The organism is Rhizobium sp. 2YAF20, from assembly GCF_052114685.1.
Taxonomy (GTDB): Bacteria; Pseudomonadota; Alphaproteobacteria; order Rhizobiales; family Rhizobiaceae; genus Rhizobium.
Genome location: NZ_JBFRFF010000015.1, coordinates 32,171 through 44,015 on the forward strand (window position 1 = coordinate 32,171; position 11,845 = coordinate 44,015).

The window sequence follows — 11,845 nt, forward strand, 5'->3', positions numbered from 1 at the left end:
TGTAACAAGGCCTATCAGGATTTCTCGCCTGCCGTACCGCATGACAACCTGTGAGGCGCACCGATTGTCAGCTTCACTTCAAGCCGAACCAAAGGAGACTGCTTGAATGGCAATGAATACAACCGAACTGACGAATTACATTCAGTTTGCCAAGGACAGGAAAACCCTGAAAGGGAACATCGCTTCGATGTCTTACGACATCGACATTACTGGAGAGGCCTTCAGTAGTGATAACCCCAAAGCGCCGGCCTATCACCTCTTCGCCAAGAGCCCTCGTGGCAAGCCCGTACAGATCGGCGGGATCTGGAAAAGACAAAACCAGAGCGGCGGCGACTATTTTACCTTGACCGTCAACACCGGATACGGAAAGCTCAATGCCAATCTCGGCCGCTATCCTGGCCAGGACGACGAAGACCTCACGGCCGTCATCCCCTGGGATTAAGCGCGGTGGAAAGATCCCATTCTGATTTAGCAGCCGCCGTATTCACGGCGCTACTTTCGATCGCAGTCATCGCGCCGACGGAAGCAGCAGCGCGGACGGCCAATATCTGGTTCAGCGTTCACGCAACCTATTGCGAGAACAGCACCTGCGAACCCGTCACGCTACAGATCTCAGCTGGTGATAACTTCATCATCAGCAAATGGGGCAATCATCGAGAGACGATCCGCATCGTCAATATCGATGCGCCGAACCACCGCGCCCGCTGCGTCGGAGAGAGGGAAAGCGCTGAGCGCGCAACTGTCAGGCTTGGCCAGCTCCTGACGGGATCAACCTTCACAACGGCCCGCGTAAGCACGGATCGTCGCGGGAATTCGATCGCATTCGTCTCAATCAATCGTCGTGACCTCGGTCACCAATTGGCTCGCGAACAGCTCGTCTGGCCGTGGGAGCCGAAGCACCGGCCTTGGTGCTGAACGTCATTAACAGGAATTCTGCGCCTGCTTCTGTCCGACTTTGAGAATGCCCTTGCTGACAGGTCCGAAATGTCACCACCGCACAACGAACGTCCACGCGGGCTTTTCACGACCGCTAACGGTAGCGGCATGCTCTGCCCTGTCCCGCACCTTCCGGGCTTTTTGCATTTAAGGATTAACGAATGTAAGAAAAAAGTATAGACAAAAATATTGACAATACACTTGAGCCACCCCATCATAGCATTATGGAGTTCGATTGGGACGACGGAAAACACGCAATCAACCTTGAAAGGCACAAGGTTGATTTTGCGGATGTTTTCGGGGCCTTTGAAGATGCCCATCGAAAAGTTACCGAAGATAACCGCCACAACTATGGAGAGGTGCGCTATAATATGCTCGCTAAAATCCTTGGCCGCATCTTCCACATAACTTTTACGCAGCGCGGGCCAGTCACTTGGCTTATCTCCGCGCGGAAAGCTAACCAACGGGAGCAGAAACGCTATGAACGCCCCTAAACAAGGCCGCGCTGTCTTTATCGAGGGAAAACCCTATGCAAGTCAGGCTGACGGCTCATTAGTTCCGTTAGCAGGCCAGACGGATTTCGCCCGCCTTGATGCCATGACTGAACAGGAAGTGGAAAGCGCGGCACAATCCGACCCGGACGCCCTACCCATGAGCGATAGCGAATGGGCTCACGGGGAGATAACCCGGCCGACCAAAATACCCATTGCCATGAAGCTCGATAACGACGTGCTGGATTGGTTCAAGGGTAACGGCAAGGGGTATCAAACCCGAATAAACACCGTCCTCCGAAAATACATGGAGGCGCATCGAAAGGCGGGCTAATCCCGCCATTTGGCGTCTTCGGCATATCGGGGGCGGTTCCCGAGGCTCCGCAATGCGCTGGTGTGCCCGCCGTCTCAAACCCTTGCCCTCGCTACCCCCGACCTCGTCGGTCAGGCAGCGTTGCAGGAACCTCCAACAGGAATTGAAGTGAGAAACCCCTTTCAGAAAGTCGAAACAGGGGAAGCAATACTCAGGCTTGGAAGGCGATTGCACAAGCGCCTGAAGTCGCGACGCAACGCCGACGGGGCCGCGAGCATCTACAGGGCGAAGGTGAGGTATCCTCTCTACTATACGTCGATGATCGCGACCGCCGAATTCGTTGCACGAAGAAATGGGATCTCGCGTGCGAGGCAGGACGAGTTTGCTGTTCTTAGCCATGAGCGGGCGCTGAGTGCACGTCTTGAGGACGAGATCGTTCCGATTGAAGTTTCACAGGTGATCAAGGACCCGTCAAGCGGCCACGGTGCTTTCGGCATTACCATATGCTGGATCGCCAGGGCGACTGATGTCGACGACGGGCTTTCCAGGCTGAGATAGAAGCCAGCCAGCCACCATGCGGCTGGCAATATCGATCGCCAGCGTGAGCCAGGGGCGCTGCAGCGGCTTGCGGCTAACCGCATCGACGATGAACAAATCCACCAGCGTGTGATCGATCTGAATAATCTGAGAGCAGTCGGCGTTATATTCTTGCACGACAATGCCGAACTTTTCGGTTGCCGCCTTCGCTCCTTCCCTCCATCGCAAAAGTATCTTGGGATCTATGCAGTCTACCCGCGCTCGGACAGCCGTCCACGATGGCGCGCGGACTCCGCGTTCATGGCAAACTTGCCGTATCCGATCGTGCAGAGCGGTAATCGTCGGCCGCTCGCGTTTGCGGTAGGTGTCTTGAATTGCCGCTTGAATGATCTCCTCGATGTCCGGAGGCAACAGCACTCTGCCCTTGGTGGGACCCGGTATAGCGTCAAGCAATGAGCTCGTGACCGGCAATGCGCGATATTGGTTCAGCAGCTTATAAAAACGGGTTTGGCCCAACTCCAGCTCTCGGCAGGCTTTACCGACATGCGCGGCTGAAAGGCGGGACATCAGAGCCAAGGGGCGAATAACCTTCTCGCGTGACACGGCCCAGCCATACCGCCTCGTCGACGGCCAATTTGTCTGGTTTCCGGCCCATCGGTGCTCACCCTTAAATCGAGCTGCAAATCAGGCCAAAATTCCACCGAACCTACTCAAGTTCACTCAATTAGAATGAGCGATTATTATTACGCGACCAAGACATGCAGTCCGCTCGATTAAAAAGAGTGACACAGGAGACGAGTACCGATCCGGGACCCGATCGGGGTCTTTGGAAGCCGGTGTAGAGAGGCGCATGACCTCAGTCCAACATGTCTGGATCCACGACTTCTACTACGACCCCAGTCTCCCCAAACATTTCTCGTGCTTCGTCAAATGCTACAAACTATATTTTCTCCGCTAAAATCGAAAAGGCAGGATCAGGCTCTAAGGTCACGATTAATAGCGGAAACAATTGGGCAAAGGAGAAGTACATCGACGGCATCCTTCGCTGGGCCTCCGGCGACACAAAATGCACGCCTGGCTGGATTATTTAGTCGGCCCTGAACAACGCTTAAGCGATTGAAGTTTTTGGGTATCGAGATGGCGACGAAGTATCCGATTTGGCAATGCCCGTTGCGGCTGTGGTGATCGCAGTCATGATATAGACGCGCCAAAGCATGAGAACCCTGAGGATGAGGCGCAAATTGTGCGCGGCGGCCACGAGGATCGCATTGGCAGCATCGCCAATATGGCCGAGCATAGTTTCGATCCAGCCTACGATCGGTTTTCATGTGCCCGATGGAAGCCTCGATGGCCGATTGTCGTTTGAGCTCGCGACGTATAGTGTGGGTCAGTCCCCGCTTTTGGCCGGCTATGATGACAGTGGCCTCGCCCTTGTAGTTGTGACCGCGATAGTCTTTGTCGACATAGATGCGGTCGCGATCAACGCCGCCGATTTCGACCGCCTGGCTGATGGTTTTCTAGAGGACGGCGCCTTGGGTCTCCTTTCGTCCGAGGAAATGGCCTGCTTCCAGCACCAGGCACCTACGATCTGGAGAATCCAGCGCGCGTGGTACACCCATGGTGGTTTGCTTTCAACTAGATTCCCGGGTTATCAGAGCGGGTATTTGAGAGCCGCTACGGCATCGTACAGGACTGGCTATTCGACTACTTGGCAGCCGACAGGACAAAAATCACCGCGCAGGATCGCGCTGTCTATACTGCGGCTTATGAAAGCCGGGAAGCGGTGCCAACCATTGGCACTTCGAGTAAATCACGATGAACAGCGTATCAAATGCTCAGACCGTTCAATATTTCTTCTTGCGAACGATCTTGTTGCCACGTGGTCCGCTTACGACTGGTGTTCGGTCGCGGTTTTCTGCAAGCAGTCTCCGCCAGCGTTCCAAGCGATCGGCGACCAGGGCACCGCTTGCGACAGCTGCCTGAACGGCGCATCCCGGTTCATGAGCATGGGTGCAATCGCGAAACCGGCAAAGCGGAGCCAGTTCGGTTATTTCAGCAAAGAGCGTGTCTATACCGTCGGTAACATCACTCACATAAAGCGTTCTTATTCCTGGCGTATCTATGACCCAGCCGCCGCCTGAAATTGCATGCAGCGATCGCGCCGTGGTTGTGTGTCGGCCCTGCGCGTCGTATTCGCGGATGGTGCCTGTTTTCTGCTCTGTATCAGATTCGGGCCCGGTCATGGTGTTCACCAGCGTCGATTTTCCGACACCGGAAGATCCCACCAGCGCAACCGTCTGGCCAACGCCGCACCACGGCCTCAACCGGGAAACGGCGTCCGCGGAGCGCCCATTCAAAGCAATGACAGGCAGGTCACGCTGCAAAGCCTCGGCTTGCGCCTGGAGCATGCCAGCGTCTTCCGCGATGTCAGCCTTCGTCAGCACAATCACCGAATTGCTCCCGGCCTGGTTGGCCATGATCAGATAGCGTTCCAGTCGAGCAAGATTAAAATCGGCGTTACACGAGGTCACGATCAACAGGGTGTCGACGTTGGCGGCAACAAGTTGCTGGCCACGTCCGCCTTCCGGGCGTCGTTGAAAGACGCTTTTTCGGTCGAGACGGCTGATAAGTATGTCAGTCAGTGGATCGGCAAGTACCCAATCGCCCACCGCGTAGTCAGCAGTGTTGGTATTGGCTGGAAGTTCCAGTCTGACCGGCCCGGTGACATCGATCGCCTCGATGCGTGCCCGGTGAACTGAAGCGATGCGTCTGGGGATCAGGTCTGCTTCGCTGGGCTGGATCTGGTCTGCGAAGAATTCAGACCACCCAAGCAGTTCCAGCGGTGAAGAAGGGTGGGAGCTGGTCAACTCTTGTTCCGCATTCGGTAAGGTTGTCATAAAGTGTTTCTCGATAATTTTTCGCGGCTTCTCGCCTAGTCGCGTGGATGATCCCGCTTTGGCAAAGAAGTTGCGTGAGCAGCAGCCTCGCCGGAATACGGGAAATCATCCCCGAGCTGACGGTCGCCATCGTAGACTTTGAAGATAGGCCCATCAACTTCAACGATCTTATAACCATTCACGTATTCAATTTTCGGTGTTTTCCAACCCATCAAAAGCTCTCCAGTACCGGTCCGAGGTTTGTCTACTCTGAAGATGATGCCCGACAGCTCATACTCAGCGATCTGTGATCTATCAGGTGCTTACGCAAAAGGCGATTAGCCAACGCCGGTTCGATCAAGTTCAGGGCGACTTCATCCGATACGGATGGGGCAAAATTTACGTCCAGGTTCAATAGCTCGGGTTGAACAGTATGAGCATTGTCCATCGCGAATCGCCCGAAGTCGGCAAGAAAGGCAGTTGCGACCTCGTTCGCCCTGTATGCTTCGGTTGGATCCACGTCAACTCCATGCACTGCCTCGTTCATTGCGTGAAGCGCGCTTCGCAACTGGTCAGTGACTTGGGGAGCAATTCCGAGCTGCCGCAGTTCTACCCGCATCGATCCAAGTGCCAGCGGGAGCTCGCCATCAATTTGGTCATTCAGAAGCAACCGTATTTCCCGCTCGATTTCGATGCGCAGCTTTGCGAGTGACATCAATGGGAACTCGCTTGCAAACTCCGCCTCAGTCGGGAGTTCCGCTTGCAGCAGTTCAGGAAGAGCAGCTGACAGCGTGTACTCTGCAACGCCCATTGGCTTGGTTGAATCCCGAAGGGCGCACTCGACAATCACTTCGCTCTTGCCTTTGCACAGGATAATTCCGATTGGAGCGTCTGTCTCATGCCGGAGCTGATCGTCGACCGCCGAGAGATAGAAGTTCATCTTCCTGGCAAATTCCGGCTTAAGTTCCTCGATCATGAGCTCGACCACGACGAAGCAACGCAGCCGAAGGTGATAGAATAAAAGATCGAGGTAGTAATCTTGCCCCCGGACCTCGAGATGATGCTGACTACCCACGAACGCGAAACCTTTACCCAGCTCAAAGATCAGGGAACGTAGGTGCTCCGGCAGGCTTTGCTCCAGTTCGTGCTCGGACATTGCCGAGCCGACGGCGAGGAAATCGAAACTGTAGGGATCTTTGATCAGTTCCTGGGCCAGATCGGATTGTGGCGCCGGCAGCGTTCGCGCGAAATTGGTCAAAGCCTTTCCTTGCTGCAAAAATAGAGACCGCTTTCGATCTGGTGTACCAGAACGTTTCGGCTCCACCCATGTTCGATTGCCTGGCGGGCATGTCATAGTCGCTTCTCGGGACTCTTCAGCGACTCGTCGAGCCTGAGGTTATGGCCCCAGGACAATTGTGCAACGACTTGTTGCACGATTTCCCGGTCGGCAAAGGCCTCAGCGAACGCACGCATGTATTTGAGGTTTCGAGGAGAAAGGCCCGTCATCGAAGGTCCGTCGCGAGGCGATTGATCACCCGGGCACCCCAGCCCTCCTTCGTCTAGCGCGCAAGAATCTCGCCGCCGATATTCCAGTAGAGAAGGATCAGCTCTCGATTAACGGAAACGGCTGCCCTGAGAGGTTTCAAAGGGCTCGCCCCAAGCGCGTGAATTGTGTATCTAGCCTTAGCCGAACGCTGAAGTGACCGAGGTCTTATCGCGGTGCAATGGGATGATCGACGAAAAAAAACTTGAAGAGCGCCTAGTTGTGGTCGAAACGGCTAAATCCTGGAGTCCGCGCGTTCTCTCACGGCTGGAGATGCTACTGCGTTCGGGCACGGATGAGGCACTTTATCGCGTCAATCCGATTGAGTTCGCAAAAGAGAAATCGATTTCTGAGGCTGAAGCGATCGATCTTTTCCTCCATGCATGTGTTGCTGGCCTGTTCGATATGGACTGGCTGCTCGTTTGTCCGATGTGCTCCGACGTTGTCGAGAGTTTCCGGAGCCTGCGCAAACTGCACACGCATTTCCACTGCCACCTGTGTCAAAGCGATTACGACGCTGCGCTGGACGATTACATCACGGTGACATTTACGGTTTCGCCCGCCGTGCGCAGCATCCGCTTCCATAAACCGGATGCGCTTTCGGCTTGGGATTATGTCTTTCACTATAAATTGACGTCGGGCGGGATGATGCCCGATGGGGAGCCGTGGAGCGAGGCTGCCAAACGGTTGGTGAGAGTGCTCACCCGTATAGATCCAGGTTCCACGGCCAATCTTGAGGTTGATGCCGCCGAAGGCGCGCTTTTGGGTCAGGATTTCGAAAGCGACGCCCAATTTTTTTTCCCCGTCGAGAGTGGGACGGGTGTAGCCCTACCCCATGTGCCGGTCATACTCGACCGCGGCAAATGCATGGCCGCCGCCGCAAGCATCACGCCCGGTAAGGTCATGTTCGAAGTTCGTAACGATGGAAAGTCGACGGTTGTATTCGGTATCCTGCAGCTTCCGAAGGCGACGTTTCGGCGCCAGAAGCTCCACTTCAGGCCGTCCTTATCCGGCAAGCGTCTGCTGACCACGCAAACCTTTCGCGACGTCTTTCGCTCAGAAGTGATCGGCGCGACCGAGGGCATTGCGGTTCTCGACGTTACCCTTGTATTCACCGATCTCAAGGGCTCCACCGCGCTCTACGAGCGGATCGGTGACCTTAACGCCTACATTCAGGTGCAGCGGCACTTCCAGCATCTACTCGACGCAACTGTTCGGCACAATGGAGCCGTCACCAAAACGATCGGTGACGCCGTGATGGCGGCGTTTATGACTTCTGCCGATGCGGTGCAGGCGGCACTCGATATGCGAGAGGCCGTGGATCAGCTAAATCGAGACCGCCTTCAACGTGATTTCATCCTTAAAATTGGCGTGCATCGAGGCGCTGCGATCGCGGTTACGCTCAACGAGCGGCTCGATTATTTTGGTCAGACGGTGAATATCGCAGCACGGGTGCAAAACCTTGCCGATGGCGACGAAATTTGCATCACCGAAGAAGTATATCGCGCGCCGGCTGTGGCGGAAATCATTGCGCCGTACCCGGTGGCAAAAGGCGAGGCGGAACTCAAGGGCGTCAGCAAGGCCATGCCAGTCTATCATATAGACCTGATGAAATCTTAGTTTGCCGATCAGCATCGAACCCGGTGCCAATGCGCACCACAAGCAGTTAGCTTCACTGAGGTGACCGGGGCTATCACTCGACACGCATTCACACAATATGCAGCCTGCTGGAATTGGACTTGTATTCTCCTTAAATCTTGACGCTCCTACTTTAGGGCTGACTTTGGAGTGGCGAGCAAAAATGTTGATCGCCTGGTACAGGGCTATCTCGATGATGGTCTTTCAATAACTTTGTATTTTCCGAATTTGGAGCAGTCAGAAAAAGTAGGTGTCTCGTTTCCTCTCCGAGAAGCCGTCGCGCATTGGTTCGCTCAGCGTCATATGCAGGTTCCAATGTGTCGATTTCGTGCGAGAGCGCGGCTTCGTTGTGGACCTCTCTGATGCTTTAGACGGCTTAAGTTTTGCCTTTGAGACGCTCAGCCTTCAAAGACCACAAAATGACGATGTTGATCGCTTGGCAGACTAAAGAACGATCATTTTTCGCAAAGTCCGAAAATCGCATGCGCGTAGCGCATAGGTGGAGTGAGAGATTGTCGCTGTTTTAAACCGATTGAAACGCCTATATCTCAGCCATCGAAACGACGCCAGAGCCGAGCAAGGTTGCTGACGTCAGACAGCCCTCAGGAAAGGGGATAATCATGAACGTAGCACGCTCTTTCAATAACTGGCGCAAGTTCCGTCAGACCGTTACCGAACTTGGTCGCATGTCCAGCCGCGAATTGCAGGACCTTGGCATCGATCGTGCCGATATCCGCAGCGTCGCCCGCGCTTCGGTTTCTCGCTAATCGCGCCAGACGACACCCGCTCGAGGTTGCACGACGCCCGCTGATGATGCGGGCGTTTTTGCGTCGGTCTCCAATGTCTGGGATCGGTTTTCGCAGTCGTTCCATCGCAACCCCTTCCGACTTGTATTTCTCGCATGGCTGCAGTGCTGCATAAGGCAGGAATCGCCCATGTTCGGTGTGTGATTGGACCTATCGAAGCCATGCACCTCCTCCCGGTCGCTGTTCGGTTCTTTTCGAAAAGCCTGCCACACCTCCTCCTGCGGCGGGCTTTTTTTGTTTTGGCCCAATTGCTCTTAGAGACCAAGATCGTGTTGGGCTCATTCCTGTCGGCGCCGAGGTTTAAGGGCGAGAGCGTTACGCCTGGCAAAGGCACAGAGCGCCTGAACGGATATCCCTGAGGGAAGCCAAAGTGATAGCGGATCCGTTTCCGGGATTGGCAGGCAAATGCGCCAATTGCCCGATCGAGCGTGCCGGAAGTGACGATGCGGCCAAGAGCATCCCTTTGCCATGCTGGCCTGTTTTGCGACCAATCGAGTATTGTCTGTAGAATGGTTTTACGCGGTGCGGGCTGTTGTATGCCAAATTACCTGATGGATTCCTGTGAGATTCACAGCAACCGGCAACCTATACTGGCGACCAAGATGCAATCTTCGCGTTGAAGAAACGTCGTCTTGTCAGCGAAGATTATCTCGCCCCCGATGTCGGGCTAGGCGGCGTGCAGGAGTGGCGGTTGTCGAACAGGGAAGGCCACGTTCATCATGCCTTGTTTCTCAGTGTGGACGGGTTTGGTGCAGGTGGATGGTGGCTGTGCGCCTCAGGACTATGCCCACAGCACGCTTGAGCGGTTGCCGCCGGAAACGCATGTTGAAGGATGGCCTGCAACGCGGCCGCGCCTGGTTGTGGCGAATTGGCCATCTTGCCGACCAGGTCGAGCCAGATCTCCTCGCTGCCGTGGTCGAGCAGGTGGCGCACGGTGGCGGCAACATAGGTTCCCGGTGTGACCGAGTTGTCGTGTGCGCCGCTCTTAACCCGCGTAAGCAGAGCCTCGTCAGCGATGGAAAACAGACATTCTTCCGCCGCCGCCGCATTGGTCAGGCCGCCTAGAATGGTGCCTAGCATTGACGCCTCCTACTGTAGGAGGGGCGAGGTAGCCCCCGCAATGTCGAACCCGCTGATGACAGCCTGGCCCGCCAGCAATGCCACATACTGCGCGCCAGCGCGGCGTGCGGAACTCGCCTCAAGATAGACGGCAATGCGTTCACAAACCTGCTCGAACGGCAGCACGCCACCGTCGACCTTGCGGTCCAGACGGACGACATGCACCCCATACCGCGTGCGCACGACGTCCGGACAGATCTGACCCGCCTCAAGCGACTGAAGTGCTGCTTCGAACTCGGGCGTGGTGTCGCCGCGGGCGACCTGCCCGAGGCGGCCGCCATTGGCTGACGAGGGGCAGGCAGATAGAGCCTTTGCGATGCTCTCGAAGCAACTCGGATCCCGCTTCACCTCTGCTAGCGTAATCTCCGCCTGGGAGACAGCCTGCGCATAGGCGGACTGGTCCTCGCGGTCGGCCTTAAACAGGATATGCAGCGGTTCGTAGAGATCCGGGCTGCGAAACCGCGCCAGATTGCAACGATAGTAGCGGTGGCAGTCCGCCTCCTGCGCCAAGGGCGTCGTGACCTCAGTTTCGAGCAGTTTGCGGATCAAGGCCTCCTCGTTGGTTTCACGTAGCCCGTTCTCGCTGCGCGGATCGGCGACAAGTCCAAGCGCGCGGGCCCGCTGCGACAGCAATTCGCGCACCACCAGCGCCCTCGTTGCAGCCTCCCAGGCAAGGCCTGGCGAGATGCCTTTGTGGTTCTGAACCTCGCGGGCAATATCGGCGCTGGCAATGATTGCCTCGTTGACGGCTACGATTTTGGGGACGGAAGACCGTGTGATTTCGATGCGCATGGCTCACTCGTTTCCTGGGAGCGGGAGGGGATGGGTCACCGGAGTATGGAGGGGGGTAAAGACCGCCTGAGGGGCAATCGAAATAACTTTTGGACGCCCCGCGACGGGGCGGGTGGTGCGCACGATCTGGTAGCCTTTGCGGCCAAGATACCAGATCGGGGCGCTCCAGACGTGCACCAGCCTGGTGAATGGAAAGAGCAAGAAGATCGTCATGCCCAAAAACAGGTGGAGTTTGAAGATCGGGCTGACGTCGGAGACCACGACCGCGACGCCCGGATTGAGTATCAAGATGCCCTGGGCCCATGTCATGAACTTGAGCATCTCATGACCGTCGAGATGGTTCGCGGAGATGAAAATCGTGGACAAGCCGAGCGTCAGTTGCACCCACAGCACCAGGAGGATCGCGATGTCGGCGAAAGTGGAGGTGTTGCGGATGCGAGCGTCGAACAGGCGCCGGTGGGCCAGCAATGCAATGCCGATCCAGCACGCGACACCGGCGATGCCGCCGACGCTCATCGCCAGCAGCTGCTTGAAGCTATGGCTGATGCCGAGCGTGTCGAACACCACGACCGGCGTCAACAGTCCAACGAGATGACCGCCGAAGATTGCCAGGATGCCGACATGCATGAGGTTCGACCCCCACATCATCTGGCGGCGGCGGAGCAACTGGCTCGACCCGGTGCGCCAAGTATATTGCGAATGGTCGAAACGCAACAGGCTGCCGACCAGGAACACGGTCAGAGCCACGTAGGGATACCAACCAAAAAGGACATTGTTGAGCCAGTCTTCCATGA

15 protein-coding genes and 1 pseudogene are annotated in these 11,845 nt (G+C 56.1%); 7 read left to right on the forward strand and 9 right to left on the reverse strand.

Annotation, left to right across the window (positions count from 1 at the left end):
- Positions 1-106 precede the first annotated feature (106 nt).
- From AB4Z52_RS18075 to AB4Z52_RS18095, 5 genes are all read left to right on the forward strand, one after another.
- Positions 107-442 carry a DUF736 domain-containing protein gene (locus tag AB4Z52_RS18075; RefSeq protein ID WP_442219302.1) on the forward strand — a complete coding sequence of 112 codons (336 nt, stop codon included), beginning with the start codon at positions 107-109 and terminating at the stop codon, positions 440-442.
- A 5-nt stretch (positions 443-447) separates the two neighbouring features.
- Complete coding sequence (locus AB4Z52_RS18080; protein ID WP_442219303.1) at positions 448-915, forward strand: thermonuclease family protein; 468 nt, start codon at positions 448-450, stop codon at positions 913-915.
- A 245-nt stretch (positions 916-1,160) separates the two neighbouring features.
- A complete protein-coding gene (locus AB4Z52_RS18085) occupies positions 1,161-1,430 on the forward strand; it encodes a BrnT family toxin (RefSeq protein ID WP_442219304.1) in 270 nt (89 codons plus the stop codon).
- Entirely contained in the window at positions 1,417-1,761 is a 345-nt protein-coding gene (locus tag AB4Z52_RS18090) for a BrnA antitoxin family protein (protein WP_442219305.1), read from the forward strand. Before AB4Z52_RS18085 ends, AB4Z52_RS18090 begins: the two co-directional genes overlap by 14 nt.
- Before the next feature lie 297 nt (positions 1,762-2,058).
- Complete coding sequence (locus AB4Z52_RS18095) at positions 2,059-2,298, forward strand: hypothetical protein (RefSeq protein ID WP_442219381.1); 240 nt, start codon at positions 2,059-2,061, stop codon at positions 2,296-2,298.
- On the opposite strand, the gene AB4Z52_RS18100 is transcribed toward AB4Z52_RS18095, so the two are convergent.
- The 6 genes and pseudogenes from AB4Z52_RS18100 to AB4Z52_RS18125 form a co-directional block, all read right to left on the reverse strand.
- Positions 2,212-2,844, reverse strand: coding sequence for a DNA-binding domain-containing protein (locus tag AB4Z52_RS18100; RefSeq protein ID WP_442219382.1), 633 nt, complete (start codon positions 2,842-2,844; stop codon positions 2,212-2,214). The two genes, AB4Z52_RS18095 and AB4Z52_RS18100, sit on opposite strands and share 87 nt — an antisense overlap.
- Positions 2,845-3,385: 541 nt before the next feature.
- Positions 3,386-3,794, reverse strand: a pseudogene (locus AB4Z52_RS18105) (transposase); the annotation flags it as partial.
- A 327-nt stretch (positions 3,795-4,121) separates the two neighbouring features.
- Positions 4,122-5,174, reverse strand: coding sequence for a ribosome small subunit-dependent GTPase A (gene rsgA, locus AB4Z52_RS18110; protein WP_442219306.1), 1,053 nt, complete (start codon positions 5,172-5,174; stop codon positions 4,122-4,124).
- Positions 5,175-5,209: 35 nt separating this feature from the next.
- Positions 5,210-5,386: a hypothetical protein gene (locus tag AB4Z52_RS18115; RefSeq protein ID WP_442219307.1), complete on the reverse strand. Its 177-nt coding sequence runs from the start codon at positions 5,384-5,386 to the stop codon at positions 5,210-5,212.
- Between the two features lie 32 nt (positions 5,387-5,418).
- Positions 5,419-6,411 (reverse strand): PDDEXK nuclease domain-containing protein, encoded by a 993-nt coding sequence (locus AB4Z52_RS18120; RefSeq protein WP_442219308.1) that lies wholly within the window; start codon positions 6,409-6,411, stop codon positions 5,419-5,421.
- 92 nt (positions 6,412-6,503) lie between these two features.
- On the reverse strand, positions 6,504-6,659 hold the full coding sequence (locus AB4Z52_RS18125; protein ID WP_442219309.1) for a DUF1016 N-terminal domain-containing protein: 156 nt from the start codon (positions 6,657-6,659) through the stop codon (positions 6,504-6,506).
- A 223-nt stretch (positions 6,660-6,882) separates the two neighbouring features.
- Between AB4Z52_RS18125 and AB4Z52_RS18130 the strand changes: the two genes are divergently transcribed.
- The gene (locus tag AB4Z52_RS18130; RefSeq protein WP_442219310.1) at positions 6,883-8,316 is read left to right on the forward strand and encodes a DUF5939 domain-containing protein; all 1,434 of its coding nucleotides are present in this window, start codon (positions 6,883-6,885) and stop codon (positions 8,314-8,316) included.
- Between the two features lie 638 nt (positions 8,317-8,954).
- Complete coding sequence (locus AB4Z52_RS18135) at positions 8,955-9,101, forward strand: DUF1127 domain-containing protein (protein WP_111159163.1); 147 nt, start codon at positions 8,955-8,957, stop codon at positions 9,099-9,101.
- Positions 9,102-9,857: 756 nt separating this feature from the next.
- On the opposite strand, the gene AB4Z52_RS18140 is transcribed toward AB4Z52_RS18135, so the two are convergent.
- Genes AB4Z52_RS18140 through narI form a run of 3 tightly spaced genes read right to left on the reverse strand, consistent with a single transcriptional unit; the run spans position 9,858 to position 11,843 of the window.
- Positions 9,858-10,220: a hypothetical protein gene (locus tag AB4Z52_RS18140; RefSeq protein ID WP_442219311.1), complete on the reverse strand. Its 363-nt coding sequence runs from the start codon at positions 10,218-10,220 to the stop codon at positions 9,858-9,860.
- Positions 10,221-10,229: 9 nt separating this feature from the next.
- Complete coding sequence (locus AB4Z52_RS18145; protein ID WP_442219312.1) at positions 10,230-11,051, reverse strand: peptidylprolyl isomerase; 822 nt, start codon at positions 11,049-11,051, stop codon at positions 10,230-10,232.
- A 3-nt stretch (positions 11,052-11,054) separates the two neighbouring features.
- On the reverse strand, positions 11,055-11,843 hold the full coding sequence (narI, locus tag AB4Z52_RS18150; RefSeq protein ID WP_442219313.1) for a respiratory nitrate reductase subunit gamma: 789 nt from the start codon (positions 11,841-11,843) through the stop codon (positions 11,055-11,057).
- Positions 11,844-11,845: the final 2 nt, after the last annotated feature.